This is a genomic window from Pseudocitrobacter faecalis (genome assembly GCF_965231525.1).
Classification (GTDB): Bacteria; Pseudomonadota; Gammaproteobacteria; order Enterobacterales; family Enterobacteriaceae; genus Pseudocitrobacter; species Pseudocitrobacter faecalis.
Map to the genome: position 1 here is coordinate 2,905,254 of NZ_CBDDNJ010000002.1, position 26,745 is coordinate 2,931,998.

Here is a 26,745-nt window from a genome sequence, read left to right on the forward strand (position 1 = left end):
ATCAGTCACTGCGCTTTTTTGTTCAGCACATCTTCCCGTTTCGCTCAACTTAGTATAAAAAGGCTGGTTTAAATGGAACCCTTTTACTCAACTAGCCTGGAGCAACATGAACACTTTATCGGTTTCCCGTCTGGCGCTGGCATTGGCTTTCGGCGTGACACTGACTGCTTGCAGCTCAACCCCTGCGGATCAACGCCCGTCTGAACAGGCCGCACCGGGGACGTCATCCCGTCCGGTTTTATCCGCAGATGAAGCGCAAAACTTCGTTGCCGCACGTTACTTCACTGCTCTCGATCCTAAAGGCGCGGCCTGGTCGCCGTCTTCTATTAGCACCCCGGCTCAACCTGATTTCGTTGTCGGCGCAGCGGGCCAGCAGGGCGTAACGCACACCTCCATCCAGGCCGCTGTCGATGCTGCCATTGCGCGTCACAGCAGCAAGCGCCAGTACATTGCGATTCTGCCGGGCGAGTATCAGGGTACCGTCTATGTTCCAGCGGCTCCGGGCAGCATCACGCTGTACGGTACGGGCGAAAAACCGCTCGACGTGAAAATTGGCCTGGCAATCGACTCCGAAATGGCGCCTGCCGCCTGGCGTCATCTGGTCAACCCGGCCGGAAAATACATGCCGGGCAAACCGTCCTGGTATATGTATGACAACTGCCAGAGCAAACGTAGCGCAACCATCGGCGTGATGTGTTCAGCGGTCTTCTGGTCTCAGAACAACGGCCTGCAACTGCAGAATCTGACCATTGAAAATAACCTTGGCGACAGCGTCGATGCCGGTACACATCAGGCAGTGGCCCTGCGCACCGATGGGGATAAGGTACAAATCAATAAGGTGAACATTCTGGGCCGCCAGAACACCTTCTTTGTGACCAACAGCAGCGTCAACAACCGCCTGCAAAACGACCGTCAGACCCGCACGCTGGTGAGCAACAGCTACCTCGAAGGGGATGTGGACATCGTTTCTGGCCGTGGCGCCGTGGTATTCGATAACACCGACTTCCGCGTGGTGAACTCGCGCACTCAGCAAGAAGGCTACGTCTTCGCACCGGCGACTCAGTCAAATATCTATTACGGTTTCCTGGCTATCAACAGTCGCTTTACGGCGTCCGGCGATAACGTTGCACAACTGGGTCGCTCTCTGGACGTTGATGGCAACACCAACGGTCAGGTCGTCATTCGCGACAGCGTGATTAACGGAGGCTTCAACATGGCAAAACCGTGGGCCGACGCGGCAATCTCCAAACGTCCATTCGCAGGTAACACCGGCGCGAAAGACGATAAAGGGAATGTGCAGCGTGATCTGAACGACCGTAACTTCAACCGCATGTGGGAATTCAACAACCGCGGCGTGGGAAGCACTGTCCTGGCAGAGCCGAAGCAGTAAGCTTTACGGTTAGCAAAATTGCCTGATGCGCTACGCTTATCAGGCCTACTATCGGTGTATTTGTAGGCCGGATAAGGCGAAGCCGCATCCGGCATGAACAAAGCGCACTTTGTTAACGAAAAAACCTCGCCGCGGCGAGGTTTTTTGTTTTCAGCATAAGCTCAACGCTTAGTAGGCGTTAACCACCACCCACATTGGCCCCTGCCCGACAGCATAACGGCCCTTCTCTTCCAGTAAACCTTGTTCACCTTTGATTTCATACACCGCGATATGATGCGATTTCTGCCCGGCGGCAATGACATATTTACCACTGTGGTCGATGTTGAAACCGCGCGGCTGGGTTTCCGTCGGCTGGAAACCTTCTACTGCCAGCACGCTGCCATCTTCAGAGACGCTGAAAACAGTAATCAGGCTGGAAGTACGGTCGCAGGCGTAGAGATGACGACCATCCGGCGTAATGTGGATATCTGCCGCCCAGCGGGTATCGCAGAAATCAGGCGGCATCATATCCAGCGTCTGTACGCACTCGATTTTGCCGTACGGATCTTTCAGCTCCCATACATCAACCGAACTGTTCAGCTCGTTCACGCAATAAGCGTACTGCTGATTCGGATGGAACACCAGATGACGCGGGCCCGCCCCTTCAACGGTGGTGACTTCAGCAGGCTCCTGCGCAACCAGATGCCCGTCGTCGCTCAGGGTAAACAGGCAAATGCGATCCTGCTTCAGCGCCGGAACCCACAGGGTACGGTTATCCGGGGAGATATTCGCCGAGTGACAGCCTTCCAGCCCTTCAACAACATCTACTGTTTCGCGCGGAATACCGTCTTCCAGACGCGTCACGCTGACGCACCCGGCATTATAAGAACCACTGAAGACGAAGTTACCCTGGCGATCGGTTGAAATATGCGTCGGGCTGCCCGGTAGCGGCGCTTCGGCGGCAAATGTCAGTGCACCATCGTCCGGGGCAATACGATAGGCCAGCACGCGAAATTCCGGGCGTACGCCCACATACAGATAACGTTTATCAGGACTTACCACCATCGGCTGCACCTGACCCGGTACATCCACCACCTGAACCAACGTCAGGTTGCCATCATGGCCCAGCGACCAGACGTGGATCTGCTGGCTTTCGGGGCTGGCGGTATAAACGGTTTGTTTCATGACTACACCTCAGAAAATGGAAATCCATTCTACTCCAATAGGTTAACGAATATTGAAGCATAACGTTCAAACGACAATCAGCGATACAACACACCATAACGCGACAAGGAAATCAATAATTTAGCACATCATTTCTTCTGCTTTATGCAAGATTAAAAGTATAGACCCTGCATCTCCACAAGCGTGGACAGGCCCGGTCACAGGCGCTGAAGCGTCGTAAGGAACTTTTTTAGCACTTCCGAGCGAACAATCCGGTGGCACACCAACGTCAGCTCGCTCTCGTTGAGCCTATCAATAATGTCAATGTAGGCCACATTTTCCAGGCGTACGGCGGTTGCAGAGATCGGTAGCAGCGCAACACCCAATCCTGCTGAAACCAGGCTGATGACCATAGAGACTTCAGTCGCGTATTGTACGACTCTCGGATGAAAACCCGCCTGACGACACGCATCATGAAAATATTGCTCCAGACCGATACCCTCAGGATCGCGCAGCGTTATCCACTCATCGCCCTTGAGAGAAGCGAGCGTTAGCGCCGCCGAACCGGCAAGAGGATGCTGACAAGGCAGCGCGAGGACGGTTTTCTCTGAGGCGAAGGTTTTACATTGCAACTCTTCAGGTAATAAAGGTAATGGCGCACGAATAATAGCCGCATCCAGTTGGTTTCTTTGTAGCGAGGCGTACAGCGTTTGTACATTCCCCGTGGTCAGCGAAAGCGTAATATTCGGCCACTGCGCATGTAACGTGCGTAAAACTGCAGGCAGTTTTTCATCGAGCATCGCGCTTGAGACACAGCCCAGATTCAATACCCCTTGCTCGCCACGTGCGGTTTGGCGGGCATCAAGGATGGCCTCGTCAACCATATGCAGCGCGACTTTCGATTTCTGCAGAAAGGCTTCACCCGCCGGAGTCAGCGTTAAACGGCGGTGCGCGCGATGAAAGAGCGTAACCCCGAGACGTTCTTCCAGCGTTTTGATCTGCTGGCTCAGCGCAGGCTGCGCCATATTCAGGCGCTCAGCAGCCCGGTGCATGTGCAGCTCTTCGGCAACGGTAATAAAGTGGCGCATGAGTCGAAATTGCATCAGCCACTACCTCATAAAATTGATATGAATTTTATTATCAATTTAGCATTAATGATGCAATTGATGACATTCCTCTTTCGCATAAAAATAGGGTTATTCATTTTAAGGAGGATGTATGGAACAGCAGATTAACGATTTGAGAAGCGCCATTGCCGTGTTACAACAGCATGAAGGCCAATACAGAGAAACAGACCATCCGGTTGATCCTAAAGCAGAACTCGCCGGCGTTTATCGCTACATCGGCGCGGGCGGTACGGTAAAACGCCCTACCCGAACTGGCCCGGCGATGATGTTTAATAGCATTAAAGGCTACCCTGATTCGCGTATTCTGGTCGGGATGCACGCCAGCCGTGAACGCGCAGCGCTGCTTCTCGGCTGCAAGCCTTCCGAACTGGCACAGCATGTGGGTCAGGCGGTAAAAAATCCCATCGCGCCGGTCGTGGTTCCTGCCGAACACGCACCATGCCAGGAGCAAGTCTGGTACGCTGATGACCCTGACTTTGACCTGCGCAAACTGCTTCCCGCCCCCACCAACACGCCCATTGATGCCGGGCCTTTTTTCTGCCTGGGCCTGGTTTTAGCCAGCGATCCGCAGGACGCGTCGCTGACGGATGTCACTATCCATCGCCTGTGTGTACAGGAACGGGATGAACTGTCGATGTTCCTGGCCGCAGGACGGCATATCGAAGTCTTCAGAAAAAAAGCAGAAGAGGCCGGTAAGCCTTTACCGGTGACCATTAATATGGGGCTCGATCCAGCAATTTATATCGGTGCCTGCTTTGAAGCGCCGACCACGCCGTTTGGTTATAACGAATTGGGCGTTGCGGGTTCGCTTCGTCAATCTCCGGTCGAACTGGTGCAGGGCGTGGCGGTAAATGAAAAAGCGATCGCCCGCGCGGAAATTATTATTGAAGGGGAATTACTGCCAGGCGTTCGCGTTCGTGAAGATCAGCACACGGATTCCGGACACGCGATGCCGGAGTTTCCCGGTTATTGTGGTGAAGCTAACCCTTCCCTGCCGGTCATCAAAGTGAAAGCGGTCACCATGCGTCGTCAGGCTATCCTGCAAACACTGGTCGGGCCCGGAGAAGAGCATACAACGCTTGCCGGTCTGCCCACGGAAGCCAGCATCCGAAATGCCGTGGAAGAGGCCATTCCTGGTTTCCTGCAAAATGTCTATGCGCATACGGCAGGCGGCGGTAAATTCCTGGGGATTTTGCAGGTCAAAAAACGTCAGGCTTCCGATGAAGGACGCCAGGGGCAAGCCGCGCTCATTGCACTTGCCACCTATTCCGAGCTCAAAAATATTATTCTCGTCGACGAAGATGTCGATATCTTTGATAGCGATGACATCCTTTGGGCGATGACGACACGCATGCAGGGCGATGTCAGCATTACGAACTTACCGGGGCTCAGGGGTCATCAGTTGGATCCTTCCCAGTCACCTGAATACAGTCACTCTATTCGCGGTAACGGCATTACCTGCAAAACCGTGTTTGACTGCACGGTACCCTGGGCGCTGAAATCAAAATTTGAACGCGCACCCTTTATGGAACTGGATCCCACCCCCTGGGCACCGGACTTATTTGAGAAATAATGGACGGGTCGTCATTTTAGCGGGCAATGCGGAATTTGCCCGCGCCATTTTGCTGCACAGGCGAGTCGGTGTACCATCCTGGACAGTGATTTTAATCTGACTTGAGACCCTACTATGACTGCACGTGTGATTGCCCTGGATCTGGACGGTACCCTACTCACTCCGAAAAAAACGCTCCTGCCTTCCTCGCTGGAAGCGCTGATGCGCGCAAAAGATGCGGGATATCAATTACTTATCGTCACCGGTCGCCATCACGTTGCCATTCACCCTTTTTATCAGGCGCTGGCGTTAGATACACCGGCAATTTGCTGTAACGGCACCTATTTGTATGATTATCATGCGAAAAAAGTGTTAGAAGCCGATCCGATGCCGGTCGACAAAGCACAGCAGCTTATCGCGATGCTGGATGAATATCACATCCACGGCCTGATGTATGTGGATGACACCATGATGTATCAGTATCCCACCGGGCATGTCGTACGTACCAGCAACTGGGCGCAGTCTTTGCCGGAAGCACAGCGTCCCTCCTTCACCCAGGTCGATTCTCTAGCACGGGCCGCGAGCGAGGTGAAAAACGTCTGGAAATTTGCCCTGACCGATGAAGACCTGCCGAAACTGAGAAAATTCGGCGAGCAGGTTGAAGAGACGTTACAGCTTGAGTGCGAATGGTCATGGCACGATCAGGTGGACATCGCTCGCCAGGGAAACAGCAAAGGCAAGCGTCTAACCCAGTGGGTGGAATCACAAGGGTTGTCGATGAAAGACGTCATTGCGTTTGGCGATAACTTCAACGATATCAGCATGCTGGAAGCGGCTGGAATGGGGGTAGCGATGGGAAATGCCGACGACGCGGTGAAAGCGCGCGCCAACGTGGTGATTGGCGATAACACCACCGATACCATCGCCGAATTTATCTATACCCGCTTGCTGTGATCAGGCAGTAATCGACACGCTCTTGATTTGCGCATAGAGCCATTGGCCTGGCTTCACCGCCAGGTCATCCCTTGCCCACGGGCTGATCCGCGCCCACAGCGTTCTGCCGCTGACGTCTAACTGCACTTCCACTTGGCCATTATTATCGTAACATTGCATCACTTTGGCGTGCAGCACGTTGCGGATACTGGTATGCGGTGAGGGTTGCAGCACCAGCGAAACATCTGTCGCCTGAATACGCACGCGCACGGCAGACTGAAGCGGGCGCTCAAGTTTATTCACCCACACATGCTGATCGCCCAGCGCCAGAGCGGTCATCGCGTAATGCGGATGATGCTCCAGCACCGTGACGCGTAAAATCGAACTTTGCTGATCCTGCGGCAGCCAGGGATGCATCACGCTGCTGCCCCAGACTTCCTCCAGATTACCGAAGGCTTTAACCTGACCGGCTTCCAGCACCAGCACTTTGTCCGCCAGATGAAGAATTTCATCCAGCGAGTGGCTGACATAAAGCATCGGAATATTAATCTCGCGCGCCAGGCGTTGCAGATACGGCAGCAGCTCGCGTTTACGCGGAATATCCAGCGAGGCGAGCGGTTCATCGAGCAGCAGAAGTTCTGGCGCGGTGAGCAGCGCCCGACCAATCGCCACGCGTTGCTTTTCGCCGCCGGATAAACTTCCCGGCAGACGATCGAGCAGTGCTTCAATACCCAGCAGCGTCACCAGTTTATCAAACTGGCTCTCCATGCTTTTAGCCATGCCATACCGCAGATTGCCGCGCACTTTATAGTGAGGAAAAAGACGTGCATCCTGGAAGACATAGCCCACGCGGCGTTTTTCCGGGGCCAGGCAGATGCCTTTTTCGGCATCATTCAGTACACGATCGTTAAGCACTATGCGCCCTTTCTCGGGGCGAGTCAGACCGCTGATGGCATTAATTAGCGACGTTTTCCCCGCGCCGGATACGCCAAATACGGCGGTGATCCCACTGGCAGGCAGCGATTCATGAATAGTCAGGCAGTGCGAGCCCAGCGTTTGGCTAAAGTTCAGTTCAAGCATGCTTTACGCCCCAATCCGTTGACGGCTCACGCGCGCCAGCCATTCCGAAATCATCAGAGAAATCAGCGCCAGCGCAATCGAAATAAGACACAGCCTTGCCGCCGCGCTTTCACCACCAGGCGTTTGAATCAGGGTGTACATGGCGGAAGGAATGGTGCGGGTTTCGCCAGGGATATTGGAGACAAAGGTAATGGTTGCCCCGAACTCGCCCAGCGAGCGGGCAAACGCCAGTACGGTGCCGACGATGATTCCGGGTAGCATCAGCGGCAACGTAATGGTGCAAAACACCCGCCAGCGCCCTGCACCCAGCGTTCTTGCGGCCTGTTCCAGTTTGATGTCCACCCCTTCCAGCGCCAGACGAATCGCGCGTACCATCAGCGGAAAAGACATCACCGCTGCGGCCATCACGGCCCCGCGCCAACTGAAAGCAAAGGTCAGGCCGAACCAGTCATAAAGCCAGGCACCGATAAAACCGCGTCGCCCCATCGCCACCAGCAATAAATAACCCACCACCACCGGCGGCAACACCAGCGGAAGATGGATGAATCCATCGAGTAAGGCTTTGCCGGGGAAATTACGCCTCACCAGCAGCCAGGCAAAGAAGATCCCAAAGGGCAAACTGAATAACACCGCGAGAGTTGATACTTTCAGGCTCAGCAACACCGCCTGCCATTCGGGATCCGTTAATATCATTGTTGTGTGGTAAATCCGTAACGTTTAAAGATGGCTGAAGCCTGCGGCCCTTGCAGATAGTCGTAGAACGCGGTAACGGTGGCATTTTTATGACCGTCGATAATCGCCAGCGGGTATTCCACTCTCTTATGGGAATCTTCCGGGAACGTACCGACCACTTTCACGCCTTTGCTGGCCACAGCGTCAGAGCCGTAGACGATACCCAGCGGTGCTTCGCTGCGCTCTACCAGCGCCAGTGCGCCACGCACATCTTCCGCCGGGGCCAGTTTTGGTGACAGGGTATCCCAGGCGCCCAGTTTTTGCAGCGCTTCTTTCGCATAAATGCCCGCCGGCACGTGATCCGGATCGCCTACCGCCAGACGTCCGTCCTTCAACAGTTTCGTCCAATCGGTTTTGGCATTAATAGTTATATCGCCCTGCGCGCTGGCCTTAGGCGCGACGACCACTAGGCTATTGCCGAGCAGCGTTTTGCGCGTCGCCGTGTCGATAGACTTTTTATCTACCGCGTAATCCATCCATTTCTGGTCAGCAGAAATAAAGAGAGCCGCAGGTGCACCCGCTTCAATCTGACGCGCAAGCGTAGAAGAAGAGGCAAACGAAGAGACGACATCCACGTTCTTCTCTTTCTTATACGCTTTGGCAATATCCTGCATTGCATTCGTCAGCGATGCTGCAGCGAAAACGGTGATTTTGCCGTCATCCGCCAGGGCGTGGCCCGCCACTGAGAGCGCAAGCGTAGTCCCTGCAACCAAACGTAACCATGAACCTGCCATTTGAAACTCCTGTGAATATCGTTGTATATCGACAAATATAGCGACAAGCCAGACCATTTCCTAGCGTTAATTCATTACTTTTAAGGGGTATTATCGGCAAAAATGCGGGGAGCTTGAAAGCAAAACGCCCGGTATAGACCGGGCGTTGGGGGAAATCAGTGGTTCTGCGGGCGATTATCTTTGTGGCCAACGCCAGAAAAGACGTTGAACACTTCACCGAGTCCGTAAATCGCCCCCATAATGATTGCCATTACGATAGGTACCATGATTACGGCAAAAACCAGACTTTTCAGCAGTTCTAACATGGTTTACTCCAGACATTACGTTTACCTTATTGTAACCATCTTCAGGAGAAAAACACTCCCTTTTGTGCGATGCGCTTTGCCCTTGCCATCATTTCAGTCACAATAACCCTTTTTTCAGGATGCTCTTTATGCAGGCAGAAATTCTCCTCACCCTCAAGCTTCAGCAACGTCTGTTTGCCGACCCGCGTCGCATCTCGCTGTTGAAACAAATTGCGCAAACCGGCTCCATCAGCCAGGGCGCGAAGAACGCCGGCATCAGCTATAAAAGCGCCTGGGATGCCATCAATGAAATGAATACATTGAGCGAACAGTCTCTGGTGGATCGCGCAACGGGCGGGAAAGGCGGCGGCGGCGCGGTGCTGACGCGTTATGGCCAGCGTCTTATTCAGCTTTACGACCTGCTGGCACAAATTCAGCAAAAAGCGTTCGACGTGCTGAGCGATGATGACGCCCTGCCCCTCGATAGTCTGCTGGCCGCCATTTCCCGTTTTTCCCTGCAAACCAGCGCCCGCAACCAGTGGTTTGGTACCGTCACCCGTCGCGACCACCAGCAGGTGCAGCAGCATGTGGATATTTTATTGGCCGACGGTGAAACCCGCCTGAAAGTTGCCATCACCGCGCAAAGCGGCGAACGCCTTGGTCTGGATGAAGGCCAGGAAGTACTGGTGCTGTTGAAGGCGCCGTGGGTCAGCGTTACGCGCGATCCGTCGCAAGCCCGCGATGCGGACAACCAGCTTGCCTGTCGTATCAGCCATATCCAGCGCGGCACCGAACAGTGCGAGGTACTAATGACGCTGCCGGACGGGCAGACTCTGTGTGCAACATTGCCGCTAAAGAAAGCCGAAGAACTGGAAGAAGGTGCCGAGGTCACAGCATATTTTAATGCTGACCGCATCATTCTCGCCACGTTGTGCTGATGCCATTGACATCATGATGTGAAAGACGTATCCCTGATAAAAATCGCTGCAAAAAATGGGATACACAATGTCATCATTGCAAATTTCGCAAGGCACGTTTCGTCTTAGCGACACCAAAACGCTAAAAATTGAGCAACTGACCCTGCGCGCCGGTGAAAGCTGGGCTTTTGTCGGAAGCAACGGTAGCGGCAAATCAGCACTCGCCCGTGCGCTGGCGGGAGAACTGCCGCTCCTTTCCGGAACCCGCACGTGTCAGTTTACACGTATCACCCGCCTCTCCTTCGAGCAATTGCAGAAACTGGTGAGCGAGGAATGGCAGCGCAACAACACGGATTTGCTCAGCCCCGGCGAGGATGACACTGGCCGCACTACCGCAGAAATCATTCAGGATGAGGTCAAAAACGCGACACGTTGCGCAGCGCTCGCCGACCGTTTTGCCATCAGCCATTTACTGGAAAGGCGCTTTAAATATCTCTCTACCGGCGAAACACGCAAAACCCTGCTGTGTCAGGCGCTGATGGCGGAACCCGATTTATTGATCCTCGATGAGCCGTTTGACGGGCTCGACGTTGCCTCCCGCCAGCAACTGGCAGAGCATCTCGCCAGCCTCAGTGAGGCCGGTTATACGCTGGTGCTGGTTCTCAACCGCTTTGATGATATCCCCGATTTTGTGCCCTTTGCTGGGGTGCTGGCCGAATGTTCACTCATCGAAACTGGCGAAAAAAATGCGCTGCTGGCGCAAACGCTCGTCGCCCAACTGGCACACAGTGAAAAACTGAGCGGCATGACTTTGCCCGAGCCTGACGCCCCTTCTGCACGTTTGCTGCTTGCCGACGATGAAGCACGCATTGTGCTGCGTGACGGCGTCGTCTCCTATAACGATCGGCCCATTATCAATCACCTGAGCTGGACAGTTGGGCCCAACGAGCACTGGCAGATTGTCGGCCCTAACGGTGCGGGGAAATCGACGCTGTTAAGCCTGGTGACAGGCGACCATCCGCAGGGTTACAGCAACGACCTGACGCTGTTTGGCCGCCGTCGCGGCAGCGGCGAAACCATCTGGGATATCAAGAAACATATCGGCTACGTCAGCAGTAGTCTGCATCTGGATTACCGCGTTAGCACCACGGTACGTAACGTCATTCTTTCCGGTTATTTTGACTCCATCGGCATTTACCAGGCGGTGTCGGATAAACAACGTAAGCTGGTCGATCGGTGGCTCGCGATTCTCGGTATGAATGCGCGTACCGCCGATGCGCCGTTTCACAGTCTGTCATGGGGACAGCAGCGGCTGGCGCTTATCGTTCGTGCGCTGGTCAAACACCCGACGTTGCTGATTCTTGATGAACCACTGCAAGGGCTGGATCCGCTCAACCGCCAGCTAGTGCGCCGCTTTATTGATGTGTTGATCAGCGAGGGGAAAACGCAGTTACTGTTTGTCTCACACCATGCGGAAGATGCGCCAGACTGTATTACCCATCGGTTGGAATTTATTGCCGACGGTGAGGGATATCGCTACCAGGTAGGTAAAATATAAATATCAGGGCTCTCTTTGAGGAGCCCTGATTATATATAAAGGCAACCTTAATCCTGTATTAACAAAATCTAAAAAGTGAAAACAGAGCGTCAGGAATAGAATCCCAACGCTCTTTTAATTTTAGCGCTGACAATGACGTCGGCTGTGTTATTTACAGGAAAATACATGAATCTGACGTTTAGGTTTCCCCACGCACATTGCATTTTTTTCAGTTTCCTTTTTGCATTATCTTTTCAGGTTTTTGCGGCGAATCAACCAGAACCGCAGCAAGCCGAAGACCCCGCCGAGATTGCCTTTGCCGCCATGCAGCGTGTAGCGGTTCCCGGCCCGGCGACCATCCCATTGGGCAAAAAAGCCTCCATTCAATTACCCAAAGATTATGTCTATTTCCCGCCGAAAGAATCGTCCGTATTTATGACGGAGCTGGGAAATTACGTCGACGATGAGAATTTTTATGGTTTGGTGTTCCATAAAAATATCGATGGCTTTATTTCTATTGATTATGACAATTCCGGTTATATCAAAGATGATGATGCAAAAGACTGGGATGCCGATGAATTACTCAAAAGCCTGCGTGAAGGAACAAAAGAGGGCAATAAAGATCGCGTGAAAAAAGGAATTCCGGCAATAGAGGTCATTGGCTGGGTCGAAAAACCCACCTATGATGCTACAACTCACCGTTTAATCTGGTCTGCCGCGCTGCAAGACATTGGCAGCAATGTGCCCGTGAACGAACAAGGTGTTAACTACAATACTTACCTGCTGGGTCGTGAGGGTTACTTCGAGCTGAATCTGATTACCGATCGCGGCAGTGTGGAAGCCGCCAAACCGTTGACGAAAACGCTGCTTAATACGGTCAACTTTAACCAGGGTCAGCGTTACAGCGACTACAACGCTAAAACCGATAAACTGGCTGAATATGGTTTGGCCGCACTCATTGGAGGTATTGCCGCGAAAAAAGTTGGCCTGTTGGCGATGATTGGCATCACGCTGCTTAAATTCTGGAAAATTGCTATGTTTGGCCTGATTGCCGCAGGGGCAGGGCTGAAACACTTGCTGTTCCGTAAAAAATCTGACGACTAATCAGCCCCTCCCCGGTTGCGCCAGTGCGGCTTGACTGCGCGGGCGCAACGTCAGACGTTACACAAAAAATCAGTGCCCATTTTTAAGATTTATACGATAAGAGGTAACCAATTGATAAATAAAAAATATTAACTAACATCGCGTTGATTTATTCAGTGTAAACGATTCCACTAATTTATCCCATGTCACACTTTTCCCTTCTCTGGTATGCTATCTTCATTACATACCATATGCCTAATGGAGCGAAAAATGAGAGTACTGGTTACGGGTGGTAGCGGTTACATTGGGAGTCATACCTGCGTGCAACTGCTGCAACAGGGCCATGATGTCATCATTCTTGACAACCTGTGTAACAGCAAACGCAGCGTCCTACCGGTGATCGAACGTCTGGGCGGCAAAAAAGCCACGTTCGTGGAAGGCGATATTCGCGATGAAGCATTGATGACCACGATCTTAACCGATCATGCCATCGAGGCGGTGATCCACTTCGCGGGTCTGAAGGCTGTTGGCGAGTCGGTACAAAAACCGTTGGAGTATTATGACAATAACGTCAACGGAACACTACGACTGGTTTCCGCCATGCGTGCCGCGAATGTCAAAAACTTCATTTTCAGCTCCTCTGCGACCGTTTACGGCGACCAGCCTAAAATCCCTTACGTTGAAAGCTTCCCTACCGGCACGCCGCAAAGCCCGTATGGCAAAAGCAAACTGATGGTTGAACAAATCCTGACCGACCTGCAAAAAGCGCAGCCGGACTGGAGCATTTCGTTGCTGCGCTACTTTAACCCGGTGGGCGCACATGCGTCTGGCGATATGGGTGAAGATCCGCAGGGCATCCCGAATAATCTGATGCCGTATATCGCGCAGGTTGCCGTTGGTCGCCGCGAATCGCTGGCGATTTTCGGTAACGACTACCCCACGCCTGACGGCACGGGTGTACGCGACTACATCCACGTGATGGACCTCGCCGATGGCCACGTCGCCGCGATGGAAAAACTGGCGAACAAAGCCGGTGTGCATATCTATAACCTCGGTGCCGGCGTAGGCAGCAGCGTGCTTGACGTGGTGAACGCCTTTAGCAAAGCCTGCGGCAAACCGATTAACTACCATTTCGCTCCGCGTCGCGATGGCGACCTTCCGGCCTACTGGGCCGATGCCTCCAAAGCTGACAAGGATCTGAACTGGCGCGTAACCCGTAATCTCGATGAAATGGCGCAGGACACCTGGCACTGGCAGTCCCGTCATCCTCAGGGATATCCAGACTAAGGATTTGTGATGACGCAATTTAACCCCGTCGATCATCCCCACCGCCGTTATAACCCTTTAACGGGGCAGTGGATTTTAGTTTCACCGCATCGCGCAAAACGCCCCTGGCAAGGGGCGCAAGAGACACCGTCAAAACAGACGCTGCCCGCGCACGATCCGGACTGTTTTTTATGCCCGGGCAACACCCGGGTGACGGGTGACAAAAACCCCGACTACACCAGCACTTACGTCTTTACTAATGATTTCGCCGCGCTGATGACCGACACGCCGGATGCGCCGGAAAGCGACGATCCGCTGATGCGCTGCATGAGCGCGCGCGGCACCAGCCGCGTAATCTGCTTCTCGCCAGATCACAGCAAAACGCTGCCGGAATTAACGCTACCCGCATTGCAAGAGGTGGTGAAAACCTGGCAGGAACAAACCGCCGAGCTGGGGCAGATGTACCCATGGGTACAAGTCTTTGAAAACAAAGGCGCGGCGATGGGCTGCTCAAACCCACATCCGCACGGTCAGGTCTGGGCCAATAGTTTCCTGCCAAACGAAATCGAACGCGAAGATCGCCTGCAACGTACCTATTTTGCCGAGCAGGGTTCTCCGATGTTGGTCGATTACGTTCAGCGTGAACTGGCAGACGGCAGCCGTACCGTGGTGGAAACCGAACACTGGCTGGCTGTAGTGCCTTACTGGGCGGCCTGGCCGTTTGAAACGCTGCTGCTGCCGAAAACACATATTCTGCGCATCACCGACTTAACGGCTGCCCAGCGTGACGATCTGGCGCTGGCGCTGAAAAAACTCACCAGCCGTTACGACAACCTGTTCCAGTGCTCCTTCCCCTACTCCATGGGCTGGCACGGTGCGCCGTTTAATGGCGAAGAAAATCCGCACTGGCAGCTGCACGCGCACTTCTACCCACCGCTGCTGCGCTCTGCCAGCGTGCGTAAATTTATGGTTGGCTATGAAATGCTGGCAGAAACTCAGCGCGACCTGACGGCAGAACAAGCCGCCGAGCGCCTGCGCGCGGTCAGTGATATCCATTTTCGCGAGTCCGGAGAATAACAATGAGTCTGAAAGAAAGAACACAATCCCTGTTTGCTGAAAAATTTGGCTACCCTGCTACTCACGTCATCCAGGCTCCAGGCCGCGTTAACCTGATTGGCGAACACACTGACTATAACGACGGTTTTGTGCTGCCTTGCGCTATTGATTACCAGACGGTGATCAGCTGCGCACCACGTCAGGATCGCACCGTTCGCGTGATTGCTGCCGATTACGATGACCAGACCGACGAGTTTTCTCTCGATGCGCCTATCGTCACGCATGACAGCCAACAGTGGTCTAACTATGTGCGCGGCGTGGTGAAACATCTGCAAAAACGCAACGCGGGCTTCGGTGGTGCGGATTTAGTGATTAGCGGCAACGTGCCGCAGGGTGCGGGCCTCAGCTCTTCCGCCTCGCTGGAAGTGGCGGTCGGCACCGTGTTCCAGCAGCTGTATCATCTGCCGCTGGATGGCGCGCAGATTGCGCTAAATGGTCAGGAAGCCGAGAACCAGTTCGTGGGTTGTAACTGCGGCATCATGGATCAGCTGATTTCTGCCCTGGGTAAAAAAGATCATGCGTTGCTGATCGATTGCCGCACATTAGGCACCAAAGCGGTGTCTATGCCTAAGGGCGTAGCAGTGGTTATCATCAACAGTAACTTCAAACGTACGCTGGTCGGTAGCGAGTACAACACGCGCCGCGAACAGTGTGAAACGGGTGCACGTTTCTTCCAGCAGCCCGCCCTGCGTGACGTGACGCTGGATCAGTTCAACGCGGTCGCCAGCCAGCTTGATCCGATCGTTGCAAAACGCGTGCGTCACGTGCTGACGGAAAATGCCCGCACAGTCGAAGCCGCCGAGGCGCTGGAAAAAGGCGACCTGAAGCGTATGGGTAAACTGATGGCAGAATCTCACGCCTCTATGCGTGACGACTTTGAAATCACCGTACCGCAAATTGATACTCTGGTTGAGATTGTAAAAAACACAATTGGCGATCAGGGCGGCGTACGTATGACTGGCGGCGGTTTCGGCGGCTGCATCGTGGCGCTGGTGCCAGAAGAGATGGTGGATGCCGTACAGCAAGCTGTGGCCGATCAGTATGAAGCCAAAACCGGTATCAAAGAGACGTTCTACGTCTGCAAACCTTCACAAGGAGCTGGACAGTGCTAAGCGAAACACCAACCCTGGCCCCCGACGGCCTTCCCTACCGCCTCGTCACTCTGCGCAATGCGCAGGGTGTTGTGGTGACACTCATGGACTGGGGCGCGACGCTGCTCTCGGCCCGTATTCCGCTGGCGGATGGTTCAATCCGCGAGGCGCTGCTTGGCTGCGCTTCTCCGGAACAGTATAGCCAGCAGGCCGCCTACTTCGGCGCATCCATTGGCCGTTACGCCAACCGTATCGCTAAAAGCCGCTTTACACTGGAGGGCAAAACCTATGCGTTGACCCCAAGCCAGGGCGAAAACCAGCTGCACGGCGGCACCGAAGGGTTTGATAAACGTCGCTGGGCGATCAGTAACCAGAATGATACCGAGGTGCTGTTCACGCTGACGTCCGACGATGGCGACCAGGGTTTCCCCGGCACGCTTAACGCCTCAGCCCTTTATCGCCTGACAGAAGATAACCGTATCGCTATCGAGTATCGTGCAACGGTCGATAAAGCCTGCCCGGTGAACATGACCAACCACGTCTACTTCAACCTGAATGGCGAACAGAGCGATGTTCGCAGCCACAAGCTACAGCTACTGGCGGATGCTTACCTGCCGGTGGATGAAATGGGTATTCCCCACGACGGCCTGAAGGATGTGACGGGCACCAGCTTCGATTTCCGCCAGCCAAAGGCAATTTCCACCGATTTTCTGGCCGATGGGGATCAGCAGAAAGTAAAAGGTTACGATCACGCCTTCCTGTTACAGGCGAAGGGGGATGCTTCTCAGGTTGTTGCCCGCCTGTGGTCGCAGGATGAGAAATTGCAGATGAAGGTCTATACCTCAGCGCCTGCGCTGCAATTTTACTCTGGCAACTTCCTCGACGGTACCCCATCACGCGGCAGTGAACCTTATACCGCCTGGCAAGGTCTGGCGCTGGAAAGCGAGTTCCTGCCCGATAGCCCGAATCACCCGGAATGGCCGCAACCCGATTGCGTGCTGCGCCCTGGTGAAGAGTATGTGAGTGTCACGGAATATCAATTTATTGCCGGATAACGTCCCGGCCGAGTGTTGTTCTGACAGTCGGCCATGATTTTTTTGCGCATATTGCTGAATTTAACAGCAGATACAGACAAATTCACAACCCTGCATTCACAACCATCTTACACTCAGCCGCTATTTTCGCTATGGTTATGCATAAGCGTTGCCGTCGAGCCGATCGCGGCAATATAATGAGAATTGTTATCATTCAAATAAAGCTTGAGGAGTGAGAGTATGGCTGTAACTAAGCTGGTACTGGTTCGTCACGGTGAAAGTCAGTGGAACAACGAAAACCGTTTTACCGGTTGGTATGACGTTGACCTGTCAGAGAAAGGCGTTGGCGAAGCGAAAGCGGCCGGTAAACTGCTGAAAGCTGAAGGCTACACCTTCGATTTTGCTTATACCTCTGTGCTGAAACGTGCCATTCATACGCTGTGGAACGTACTGGACGAGCTGGATCAAGCGTGGCTGCCGGTAGAGAAATCCTGGAAACTGAACGAACGTCATTACGGCGCGCTTCAGGGTCTGAACAAAGCGGAAACCGCAGCAAAATATGGTGACGATCAGGTGAAACAGTGGCGTCGTGGCTTTGCCATCACCCCGCCAGAGCTGACCAAAGATGACGAGCGTTATCCGGGCCACGACCCGCGTTATGCCAAACTGACCGATAAAGAGCTGCCGGTTACCGAAAGCCTGGCGCTGACCATTGATCGCGTCGTGCCATACTGGAACGAAACCATTCTGCCACGCATTAAAAGCGGTGAGCGCGTGATCATCGCCGCTCACGGTAACTCCCTGCGTGCGCTGGTGAAATACCTGGATAACATGGGTGAAGAAGAGATCATCGACCTGAACATCCCAACCGGCGTACCGCTGGTATATGAGTTCGACGAAAACTTCAAGCCGATCAAACACTACTATCTGGGCAATGCTGACGAAATCGCGGCGAAAGCGGCGGCCGTGGCAAACCAGGGCAAAGCGAAGTAATTCGCCACAATCGGGCAGCTACGGCTGCCTGATTACTTTTCTATCACCCCATCCAGAATCACCTGCGCTTTTCCCTGCGAACAATGCTCAATTCGCCCGCGTACGCCGTATACTTCGGCCAGACTTGCTGGGGTAATGACCTTTTCGGGTGCACCGCTGGCAATCAATTTCCCCTGTTTAAGCATCAGCACTTGCGCCGCATTGTGTAAGGCAATGTTAATATCATGAACGACAACCAGTGTGACCATCTTACGCGTCTGCGTCTGGCGTTGAATCACATCCATCACGTGAAGCTGATAGTTGAGATCGAGGGCACTGAGCGGCTCATCCAGCAGCAAAAGCGAGGGGCGACGGATCAGCGACTGGGCAAGTCCGACCAACTGCTTTTGCCCTCCGGAGAGTTGATCGAGATAGTGCATCGCCAGATGCGAAATTCCTAACGCTTCCAGTAGGCCGATAGCCTGCGTTCGCTCTGGTTCACCCCCCGATGCACGTTGGGCGACAATCACTGACTCCAGCACCTGTAAATGCACGCCCTGAGGTAAAGATTGCGGCATAAACACCACGTTATCCGCCCGGCGGGCAAAGGGTAGTGTCAGCAAATTCACGCCATCTAATCGTGCCTCACCGCTGGCGCGGTTAAGTCCGGCCAATGCACGCAGAAGCGTCGATTTTCCACAACCGTTCGGGCCCAGTAAAATCGTCACCTCCCCACGCCTTAGGGTTTCAACATTCAGATTCTCAATAATTTGTCGTTTTGCGTAGCCTGCATTCAGCCCGTTTATCGTTAGCCCACTCATGACATATTTCCTCTGTGGCGCATCACGATACTTAAAAAGAAAGGCACACCTACCAGCGAAGTCACGATACCGACGGGCAGGATCACACCTGGAATAATATTCTTCGACGCTATTGATGCCAGCGACAGCACCAGCCCCCCCACCAGCACACTGCCCGGTAAATAAAAACGGTGATCTTCTCCCAGTAACAGACGCGCAATATGCGGCGCAACCAACCCGATAAAGCCAATCGGCCCGACAAACGCCACCGCGAGTGCCGCCAGCAGACTGATGCGCAGCAACGAGCCCAGCCGCAACCGGCGAACGTCTATCCCAAAACTCATCGCTCTCTCTTCACCCAGTCGTAACGCCGTGAGTTGCCAGGCGCGACATATCGACCACGGCAAGATAATCGCCATCGCCGCACCCAGTACCGTCAGTTTTTCCCAGGAGGCGCGGGCCAGGCTGCCCATTGTCCAGAACACCAGCCCCTGTAACGTATCTTCATCGGCAACAAACTGCATGATGGAAACCAGCGCATTGAAGGTGAAAACCAGTGCGATACCAAACAGAACCACCCCGGAGCTCGCCACGCGTGTCCAGCGGGTCAGGCCGTCAAGTAACAGCGCCGAAAGCAATGCAAAGAGAAACGCATTGGCAGGGATAAACCAACTCTCCGCCACCCCGGGAATGCCGATGCCCAGCACAATCGCCAGCGCGGCACCAAAGGCAGCCGCGGACGATACGCCCAGCGTGAACGGACTTGCCAGCGGATTGTTGAGGATAGTTTGCATCTCTGCGCCCGCCAGCCCCAACCCCATTCCCACTAACAGGGCCATCAGCGCATACGGCAAACGAATATCCCAGACGATAACGCGTATACCGGTTGCTGCGTCAGCAGGGTGAATCAGCGTTTGCAACAGTGAATGAACAGAGAGCCCGGACGGGCCGAGCGTAAAATCGAGCAGCAGCGAGATAATTATGGCGATAAAAATAGCCATCATAATCGCCAGACGCTGGCGGAGCACCTGCCGATAGCGGGCCTCCACCGGCAGGATATTTCCCATCACAGACATCATTTTCCTTACCGCACATTAGCGTGACGGATTGAGCACATCATCCACCTGCGCATCACTCAGCGTCAGGCCAAAGAATTGCTGATAAAAATCATGCGTTTCTTTATGCATATCCACATCACTAAAGCGTTCCGGATAGAGTGTTTTCGCCAGCCACAGGAACTGCAACGCCTCTTCGCTGGTTTCCCGACACCACCAGAACATCCCTTTTGGGTTCACGTAAACGCGGTGATGGATCACGGCGTCTATGCCCGCCCACTGAGGCGACGTGAGGATAGACTCGGCATCGCGTTTATTCATGGCCACAATCACCGCTGGATTGGCGGTGACGATGTTTTCCATCGCCACTTCACCAGAGCGATTCTGCTTCGTGCCACCGAACCAGTTTTCAGCAATATTTTTGCCGCCAGCCAGATCTATCCAGTCCTGATTCAGCGATGGCCTGCCCGTGGTGGTTAGCGGATTTCCCATACTGTGGTAGAGCGATACGCGTTTAGCCGCAGGAAGATCCTTCAGACGCCCGGCAACCAGCGCCACATTGCGGTCAAAGTAGCGTTGATAGGCCTGCGCTTTTTGTTGTGCATCCGGCCCCAGCACGGCTGCCGTTTGCTGCACGCGATGGGTCAGTGCCTGCATGGAATTAGCCTCGAACGCCAGCACCTGCACGCCCGCCTGTTTCAGCAAATCCTGTTGCGGCACCACCATGTTATGCGGCACAAACAGCATATCTACGCCCAGCGAAATAATCTGTTCCGGGTTAATTTCGTGACCGCTGTTGACGCTCACTATCGGTACCTTTTCAATGCCGGGCAGGCTCTGGCGAAACAGGGGGATTTTTTTGGCAATCATCGAGGTGCCAACAATGTTATTGCCATAACCCAGCATGGCGATAATGGTGTTTTGCGCAGGCCACGGCGAGGCAATACGCACCTCCTTGTGCGTATTTTCTGCGTGCAGGCTGGCCGCCAGAAACAGCGCCAGCGCGGGGAGTAAACGAGAAAGTTTCATTACCTGTCCGTTAGAAATCAAAGGTCACAGAAGCACGAACTTCACGGCCGCTGCCGATAAACGCGCTCGGGGAGCCGTTATCGCCATCGGTGCCTGACGGGAAGATAGACGCCCAATAATGTTTATCAAACACGTTGTTTACCACCACACGGAAGGTTGTCGGCACGTTACTCACTTTGGTGGCGTAACGCGTGCCCAGATCCCAGGTGGTGTAGCTGCTGGCATAAGACGTGTTGGTGTCGTTCGCCGCACGTTTTCCCGTGTAGTGAACATTGGCGCTGTAAACCCACTGCGGGATTGACGGGAAGCTGTATTCTGCCAGCAGGTTAGCCTGTACTTTCGGCACGCCGACAACCTGTTTGTCCTGGGTGGCAGAACTGGCGGTATCTTTCAGTTTCGGATCGAGGAAGGTGACGCCACTGTAGATGTTCAGCCCCTGCCATACGTTCCCGGACGCGGTCAGTTCCAGGCCGTTGTTAACCTGATTGCCCTGTTCTTTATAGACGTTATCCGTGTCGAGATAGGCAAACGGACGTTCCAGGCGGAACAACGCCGCGCCCAGGTTCATCCCGGCAACGTCAGATTTCAGGCCCACTTCATACTGTTTACTGCGATACGGGTCGAGCGTCTGACCTGCATTTTTCACGCTATCGTCTGTTGGTGCTGTCCCGCCCTGCTCCAGCGAATCGGCATAGCTAACGTAAGCCATGGTGTTGGGTGTGATTTTGTACATCAGCGCCACGTTCGGGCTTAAACCGTCTTCATCGACCTGGCTGGTTTCATTACCGTGCTTATCGTAGTTTTTGGTCTGTAACCAGCTCTGGCTCAGGTAGAACATCGCTGACCATTGTGGCGTAAAGGTCACGGTGTCACCGAGCGTGATGCTCTGCTGGGTGTTCACGCTGGAACGATAACGCGGGCCACCGGTTCTGATTTTGCCATCGCCCTGCTCTTCCATACCGTCCGGGTTATACATATTGGTGGTGCCCCAACTGTAGCTGGAACCCGTGCCTTTAGCGCTATACAGCGACCAGACATAGCCGGTGGTAGAGAGCGACAGATCGTGGCCGATTGACCCTGTATCAATATGGCCGTTCAGTCCGGCGGTATTGCTCAACACACGGAAACGCCCGGCAGCGGAAGAATCTTTCATCGAGCGTGAGATATCGCCCTGGCTGTTGAGGATTTTACTGGAGACGCTGCGCATTGCGCGGTCGGCTTGCTGCCAGCCCACACCTGCATTCATTGACCAGTCATCGTTAAAGTAGTGAATCAAACGTGTGCTGATGGTATCGGTCGTCAGGTCGTTACCTGCCGTACTCAGTGCCAGATTTTTATCTTTTGGATTTGGCGCGGAAGGCAGCTTGACGTTCGGGCCGTAGCTAAAGCTGCCAGCATAGCCTTTCTGAATAAACTCATAGTGGCTGGCATCCAGTTGTAACTGTGTACCCGGCTGAATATTCCAGTCGAGTGCCACGGAAACCAGCTTGCGACGCAGCGTGCTGTCATCGACATTACCCTCCCCTTCCTGATCCAGCAGATTCACGCGGTAACCAAAGCGTTTTTCATCATCAAAATGACCGCCCAGATCGGCATGACCCGTAAATGCGCTGCGGCTTTGGTAACCGAGCGTGACCTTGCGCAGTGTCTCTTCGGTTGGGCGTTTCGCCACAAAGTTAAACTGCCCTGCCGGGCTTGCCGGGCCATACAGCGCCCCGGTCAAACTATTGAGCACATCCATACGTTCCAGCATTTCAACCGGAAACGCCGTTGTCGATACCACGTTCAATCCGTCAAGACGGCTGTTGGCAACCACGCTACCCTGCATTCCCCGGCTTTGTGGTCGACCGACATCCATCCCGCCACGCGCCTGCATCTGCGTACTCGGAGAATATTTCAGCATCTCACTGACGCTTTGCGCCTGCTGATTTTCAATCATCTCTTTGGTGACGGTGGTGGAAGAATACGGTGTATCAACCCAGGATTTTGTACCCAGCGGGCCGACATCAATATCATTCGTTTTGAACCCCGCTCCGGCAGCAGAATCAGTTGTATCAGCCGCAGTGTTACCGGTGACAACCATTTCATCTTCAGGAGTGGAACTGGACGCGGCATGCGCGTGAAGCGGTGCCAAAGACGCTAATGCTGGCAGAAGCGCAGCAAGTGTTATTTGAGTTTTCATGTATCACTAGTCGTTATATAAAACGCTATATTACGATCAGGATGAACAAATATTTATGATCGAGATCACACTGAAATAGCACAATTAGCTCACTAACCATTCATGGTTATAATATTTCGAGCACAAAAAAACCGGCTCAAGGCCGGTTTCGAGGAGATTTTATCGGTTAACCGCGACGGGCTTTAACTGCATCTGCCAGTTGACGCAGGATAGTTTCAGTATCTTCCCAGCCAATGCAGGCATCGGTAATACTTTTACCGTAAACCAATGGTTCGCCGTTGTCCGGGTTCTGGTTGCCTTCAACAAGGTGGCTTTCAATCATCACGCCAATAATGGCTTGCTCGCCGCCTGCAATCTGCTGGCAGACGTCCGCACCCACTTCCATCTGTTTTTTGAACTGCTTGCTGGAGTTGGCATGGCTGAAGTCGATCATCACTTGCGCAGGGAGATCGGCTTTTTTCAGCGATTCTTTTACGCTCGCCACGTGAGCTGCGCTGTAGTTCGGCTCTTTGCCGCCGCGCAGAATGATGTGACAGTCACCGTTACCGCTGGTGTTAACGATAGCGGAATGCCCCCATTTGGTGACAGAGAGGAAGCAGTGCGGCGCCCCCGCGGCATTGATGGCGTCAATGGCCACTTTCATTGTGCCGTCGGTACCGTTTTTGAAACCGACCGGACAAGAAAGGCCAGAAGCCAGTTCACGGTGCACCTGAGATTCGGTGGTACGCGCACCAATTGCGCCCCAGCTCATTAAATCAGCCAGATACTGCGGGGTGATCATATCAAGGAACTCACCCGCTGCCGGCAGACCCGTATCGTTGATATCAAGCAGCAACTTACGCGCGATGCGCAGGCCGTCGTTGATTTGATAACTGTGATCCATATGCGGATCGTTAATCAGCCCCTTCCAGCCCACCGTGGTGCGCGGTTTTTCAAAATAGACGCGCATAACGATTTCGAGCGAATCATTCAGCTCTTCACGCAGCGCCAGCAGGCGTGATGCGTACTCTTTCGCTGCGGACGGATCGTGAATCGAACACGGGCCAATCACCACCAGAAGACGATCATCGTTGCCTTTCAGGATTTTGTGAATCGCTTTGCGCGCACGGGAAACCGTATTAGCCGCGTTTTCTGTGGCGGGGAATTTCTCAAGGAGTGCGACCGGAGGCAATAACTCGTTGATCTCTTTAATACGTAAATCGTCGTTCTGATAATTCATGTTCGTTCCAGTGTTGCCATACTTATATGATTGAATGCAATCCCCTCAATCTATATCTTTCACCAGAAAGTGTAAACTGGGTTTTACACTTTGCGCAGAGTAATCCTGGAATTACCCTAAAAAACGCCAGAAAGTAGCGAATAACGAGATCTAACCTACAATTTTTAACTGTAAAGACTCTGTTTTATTATTTTTTCGAGATTCTCTACTGGCTTTATCCGCCTGTGACGACATCTTTAACCATGCCTGCCACCCTCGCTGGCATAAGTACGTCGGAAGATGCTATCCGGTACTGAATACATAACAGGAGCACCTTATGAAAACGACTAAACTGGCCACACTTCTTCTTACCGCTACCCTGAGCCTCGCCAGCGGCGCGGCTCTGGCTGCCGATGCGGGCGCGCAAAGTAATAATGGTCAGGCGAATGCCGCCGCTGACGCCGGGCAGGTCGCCCCTGATGCAAAAGAAAACGTTGCACCAAATGGTGTTGATAATAGCCAGATTAACACCGGCTCTGGCGGCACTATGCTCCACCAGAATGGGTCGGCCAGCGGTCATGACGGCATGACCAAAGATGAAGTGCACAAAAATTCCATGTGCAAAGATGGTCGCTGCCCGGATATTAACAAGAAAGTTGAAACCGGTAATGGCGTCAATAACGATGCTGAAACCAAAACGGACGGTACCACTCAGTAACGTACTGATACGCGTCGCTAACAGGAGAGCTTATGCTCTCCTTTTTATTTTGTTGGCACAAAAAAGGTATGATGTCATACAGTTAACAAAAGCATAAAAAAACGGATGGCATTATGGCGCACTCGCACACTTCCCCTCACCTTCCCGAAGACAAAAACGCCCGCCGATTACTGCTGGCGTTTGTTATCACCGCTGGTTTTATGGTGGTGGAAACTATCGGTGGGGTCATTTCTGGTTCGCTGGCGCTGCTGGCTGATGCCGGGCATATGCTGACCGACTCCGCCGCGCTGCTGTTTGCGCTGCTTGCCGTCCACTTTGCACGCCGTCCGCCCAATGCCCGCCATACGTTTGGCTGGCTGCGCCTGACAACCCTCGCAGCCTTCGTGAACGCTATCGCACTGGTGGTCATTACCATCCTGATTGTCTGGGAAGCGATTCAACGCTTCTATCATCCGCAGCCCATTGCCGGGGCGACCATGATGATCATTGCCGTCGCGGGCTTGATTGCCAATATTCTTTCGTTCTGGATCCTGCATCGTGGTAGCGAAGAGAAAAACCTCAATGTTCGCGCAGCGGCACTACACGTGATGGGCGATCTGCTGGGATCGGTGGGCGCGATTGCGGCCGCGGTGGTGATTATGATGACGGGATGGACGCCTATCGATCCGATTCTGTCCGTGCTGGTCTCGTGCCTGGTGCTGCGTAGCGCGTGGTCGCTGTTGAAAGAGAGCGTTAATGAACTGCTGGAAGGCGCGCCGCGCACCATGGACGTCCCGGCGCTGAAACGCGATCTGCGCCGGGCCATTCCCGAAGTTCGCGACGTGCACCATGTTCATGTCTGGCTGGTAGGAGAAAAGCCGCTTATGACACTGCATGTTCAGGTGGTACCGCCGCACGATCACGATGCGCTACTCGACAGTATTCAGCACTTTCTTGAACATCATTATCAGATTGAGCACGCGACCATCCAGATGGAGTATCAGCCCTGTAGCGGCCCGGAATGCCATCTCAACGAGACGACAGCCGGACACGGGCATCATCACCATCATTAATGAGAAAACGCGCGAGAGCCTCGCTCACGCGCGCTGTTCATCCACAGTCGACTACCGTTAAGCGCGATAAAGGTCAAAATCAGGTATTCCAGCGACATGGCGTACACGCCCTGCAAGGCAAAAATCACCACGCTGATCACGTTGATGATCACCCACAGCAGCCAGTTCTCCACGTATTTGCGTGTCATCAGCACCATCGCAACAATCGACAACACCATCATGCAGGAATCCCAGAACGGGAAGGCGTCAGGCTGCAGCGTGGGCTGGGTGACGTTCAGGCCAAAGAACTGCATCACGTTCACCGCCACGCGCGTCAGGAATGCAAACACCGGGTCGATATAAATCGTCATCAGGCCAATCGCCACCACACAGGCTGCCAGCCAACCGATAGCTTTCGGCTTCGGTAGCCAGCGAATTTGCAGTTCCGCTTCATGCTGAGTCGTTTGCCGCGACCAGGCATACCAGCCATAAATATTTGCCGCAAAGAAGAAGAGTTGCAGCAGCAGGCTGGCATAGAGCTGAATCTGGAAGAAAATAATCGCGAACAGAGTGACGTTCACCAGCCCGAAAAAGTAGTTCACGATTCTTTCCAGGCTTGCCAGCCAGATACACAGTAGCCCCGCTACGGTGCCGACGGCTTCAATCCACGAGAGATCGTAACCGCCCGCGCCAATAGGGATGTGCACCAGAATGTTTTGCGTACTAAAGAAATCCATTTTA

At 53.7% G+C, this 26,745-nt stretch carries 25 protein-coding genes; 13 read left to right on the plus strand and 12 right to left on the minus strand.

The features are described 5' to 3' along the window. The first annotated feature begins 106 nt into the window (after positions 1-106). Complete coding sequence (locus tag ACOXYR_RS14465; RefSeq protein ID WP_421356297.1) at positions 107-1,390, plus strand: putative acyl-CoA thioester hydrolase; 1,284 nt, start codon at positions 107-109, stop codon at positions 1,388-1,390. Positions 1,391-1,558: 168 nt separating this feature from the next. Here ACOXYR_RS14465 and pgl read toward each other — a convergent pair whose 3' ends face one another. Both pgl and ACOXYR_RS14475 read right to left on the minus strand, forming a co-directional pair. Further along, complete coding sequence (gene pgl / locus ACOXYR_RS14470) at positions 1,559-2,554, minus strand: 6-phosphogluconolactonase (RefSeq protein WP_421356298.1); 996 nt, start codon at positions 2,552-2,554, stop codon at positions 1,559-1,561. Positions 2,555-2,751: 197 nt separating this feature from the next. Beyond that, a complete protein-coding gene (locus tag ACOXYR_RS14475) occupies positions 2,752-3,636 on the minus strand; it encodes a LysR substrate-binding domain-containing protein (protein WP_421356299.1) in 885 nt (294 codons plus the stop codon). A gap of 115 nt (positions 3,637-3,751) precedes the next feature. Between ACOXYR_RS14475 and ACOXYR_RS14480 the strand changes: the two genes are divergently transcribed. Together ACOXYR_RS14480 and ACOXYR_RS14485 are read left to right on the plus strand one after the other, a co-directional pair. Then, a complete protein-coding gene (locus ACOXYR_RS14480) occupies positions 3,752-5,233 on the plus strand; it encodes a UbiD family decarboxylase (protein ID WP_108473846.1) in 1,482 nt (493 codons plus the stop codon). A gap of 114 nt (positions 5,234-5,347) precedes the next feature. Then, on the plus strand, positions 5,348-6,166 hold the full coding sequence (locus ACOXYR_RS14485; protein WP_421356300.1) for a pyridoxal phosphatase: 819 nt from the start codon (positions 5,348-5,350) through the stop codon (positions 6,164-6,166). Here the strand turns inward: ACOXYR_RS14485 and modC are convergent, their stop codons facing one another. From modC to ACOXYR_RS14505, 4 genes are all read right to left on the minus strand, one after another. Continuing rightward, the gene (gene modC / locus ACOXYR_RS14490; RefSeq protein WP_407732359.1) at positions 6,167-7,225 is read right to left on the minus strand and encodes a molybdenum ABC transporter ATP-binding protein ModC; all 1,059 of its coding nucleotides are present in this window, start codon (positions 7,223-7,225) and stop codon (positions 6,167-6,169) included. It lies immediately after the preceding gene. Positions 7,226-7,228: 3 nt separating this feature from the next. Then, entirely contained in the window at positions 7,229-7,918 is a 690-nt protein-coding gene (gene modB / locus ACOXYR_RS14495; RefSeq protein WP_108473849.1) for a molybdate ABC transporter permease subunit, read from the minus strand. After that, positions 7,915-8,691: a molybdate ABC transporter substrate-binding protein gene (modA, locus tag ACOXYR_RS14500; RefSeq protein WP_421356301.1), complete on the minus strand. Its 777-nt coding sequence runs from the start codon at positions 8,689-8,691 to the stop codon at positions 7,915-7,917. Before modA ends, modB begins: the two co-directional genes overlap by 4 nt. Positions 8,692-8,846: 155 nt before the next feature. Next, positions 8,847-8,996: an AcrZ family multidrug efflux pump-associated protein gene (locus tag ACOXYR_RS14505; protein ID WP_108473851.1), complete on the minus strand. Its 150-nt coding sequence runs from the start codon at positions 8,994-8,996 to the stop codon at positions 8,847-8,849. A gap of 128 nt (positions 8,997-9,124) precedes the next feature. On the opposite strand from ACOXYR_RS14505, the gene modE reads away from it, so the two are divergent. The 8 genes from modE (at position 9,125) to gpmA (ending at position 18,012) form a co-directional block, all read left to right on the plus strand. After that, positions 9,125-9,913 carry a molybdenum-dependent transcriptional regulator gene (modE, locus tag ACOXYR_RS14510; protein WP_108473852.1) on the plus strand — a complete coding sequence of 263 codons (789 nt, stop codon included), beginning with the start codon at positions 9,125-9,127 and terminating at the stop codon, positions 9,911-9,913. A gap of 67 nt (positions 9,914-9,980) precedes the next feature. Further along, positions 9,981-11,450, plus strand: coding sequence for a molybdate ABC transporter ATP-binding protein ModF (gene modF / locus ACOXYR_RS14515; protein WP_421356302.1), 1,470 nt, complete (start codon positions 9,981-9,983; stop codon positions 11,448-11,450). A 171-nt stretch (positions 11,451-11,621) separates the two neighbouring features. Further along, positions 11,622-12,533 carry a DUF2167 domain-containing protein gene (locus ACOXYR_RS14520; protein ID WP_421356311.1) on the plus strand — a complete coding sequence of 304 codons (912 nt, stop codon included), beginning with the start codon at positions 11,622-11,624 and terminating at the stop codon, positions 12,531-12,533. 249 nt (positions 12,534-12,782) lie between these two features. Next, positions 12,783-13,799, plus strand: a complete 1,017-nt coding sequence (gene galE / locus ACOXYR_RS14525; RefSeq protein ID WP_113857473.1) for a UDP-glucose 4-epimerase GalE — start codon at positions 12,783-12,785, stop codon at positions 13,797-13,799. Positions 13,800-13,808: 9 nt separating this feature from the next. After that, positions 13,809-14,855, plus strand: coding sequence for a galactose-1-phosphate uridylyltransferase (gene galT / locus ACOXYR_RS14530; RefSeq protein WP_421356303.1), 1,047 nt, complete (start codon positions 13,809-13,811; stop codon positions 14,853-14,855). Positions 14,856-14,857: 2 nt separating this feature from the next. After that, positions 14,858-16,006, plus strand: a complete 1,149-nt coding sequence (gene galK, locus ACOXYR_RS14535; RefSeq protein ID WP_108473857.1) for a galactokinase — start codon at positions 14,858-14,860, stop codon at positions 16,004-16,006. Further along, positions 16,000-17,040, plus strand: a complete 1,041-nt coding sequence (galM, locus tag ACOXYR_RS14540; protein WP_421356304.1) for a galactose-1-epimerase — start codon at positions 16,000-16,002, stop codon at positions 17,038-17,040. Before galK ends, galM begins: the two co-directional genes overlap by 7 nt. A 219-nt stretch (positions 17,041-17,259) precedes the next feature. Then, on the plus strand, positions 17,260-18,012 hold the full coding sequence (gene gpmA / locus ACOXYR_RS14545; RefSeq protein ID WP_015965286.1) for a 2,3-diphosphoglycerate-dependent phosphoglycerate mutase: 753 nt from the start codon (positions 17,260-17,262) through the stop codon (positions 18,010-18,012). Positions 18,013-18,044: 32 nt separating this feature from the next. Here gpmA and ACOXYR_RS14550 read toward each other — a convergent pair whose 3' ends face one another. The 5 genes from ACOXYR_RS14550 to aroG form a co-directional block, all read right to left on the minus strand. Beyond that, positions 18,045-18,812 (minus strand): ABC transporter ATP-binding protein, encoded by a 768-nt coding sequence (locus ACOXYR_RS14550; protein ID WP_421356305.1) that lies wholly within the window; start codon positions 18,810-18,812, stop codon positions 18,045-18,047. Continuing rightward, entirely contained in the window at positions 18,809-19,867 is a 1,059-nt protein-coding gene (locus ACOXYR_RS14555) for a FecCD family ABC transporter permease (protein ID WP_421356312.1), read from the minus strand. Before ACOXYR_RS14555 ends, ACOXYR_RS14550 begins: the two co-directional genes overlap by 4 nt. An 18-nt stretch (positions 19,868-19,885) precedes the next feature. Further along, positions 19,886-20,875: an ABC transporter substrate-binding protein gene (locus tag ACOXYR_RS14560; RefSeq protein WP_421356306.1), complete on the minus strand. Its 990-nt coding sequence runs from the start codon at positions 20,873-20,875 to the stop codon at positions 19,886-19,888. Positions 20,876-20,885: 10 nt separating this feature from the next. Next, positions 20,886-23,057 carry a TonB-dependent receptor gene (locus ACOXYR_RS14565; RefSeq protein ID WP_421356307.1) on the minus strand — a complete coding sequence of 724 codons (2,172 nt, stop codon included), beginning with the start codon at positions 23,055-23,057 and terminating at the stop codon, positions 20,886-20,888. Between the two features lie 166 nt (positions 23,058-23,223). Beyond that, on the minus strand, positions 23,224-24,276 hold the full coding sequence (gene aroG / locus ACOXYR_RS14570; protein ID WP_113857480.1) for a 3-deoxy-7-phosphoheptulonate synthase AroG: 1,053 nt from the start codon (positions 24,274-24,276) through the stop codon (positions 23,224-23,226). 316 nt (positions 24,277-24,592) lie between these two features. On the opposite strand from aroG, the gene ACOXYR_RS14575 reads away from it, so the two are divergent. After that, complete coding sequence (locus ACOXYR_RS14575) at positions 24,593-24,973, plus strand: YbgS-like family protein (protein ID WP_108473864.1); 381 nt, start codon at positions 24,593-24,595, stop codon at positions 24,971-24,973. Between the two features lie 113 nt (positions 24,974-25,086). Continuing rightward, positions 25,087-26,025, plus strand: a complete 939-nt coding sequence (zitB, locus tag ACOXYR_RS14580; protein WP_421356308.1) for a CDF family zinc transporter ZitB — start codon at positions 25,087-25,089, stop codon at positions 26,023-26,025. Here the strand turns inward: zitB and pnuC are convergent. After that, on the minus strand, positions 26,022-26,741 hold the full coding sequence (gene pnuC / locus ACOXYR_RS14585; protein ID WP_113857482.1) for a nicotinamide riboside transporter PnuC: 720 nt from the start codon (positions 26,739-26,741) through the stop codon (positions 26,022-26,024). The genes zitB and pnuC overlap by 4 nt on opposite strands. Between the last annotated feature and the right edge of the window lie 4 nt (positions 26,742-26,745).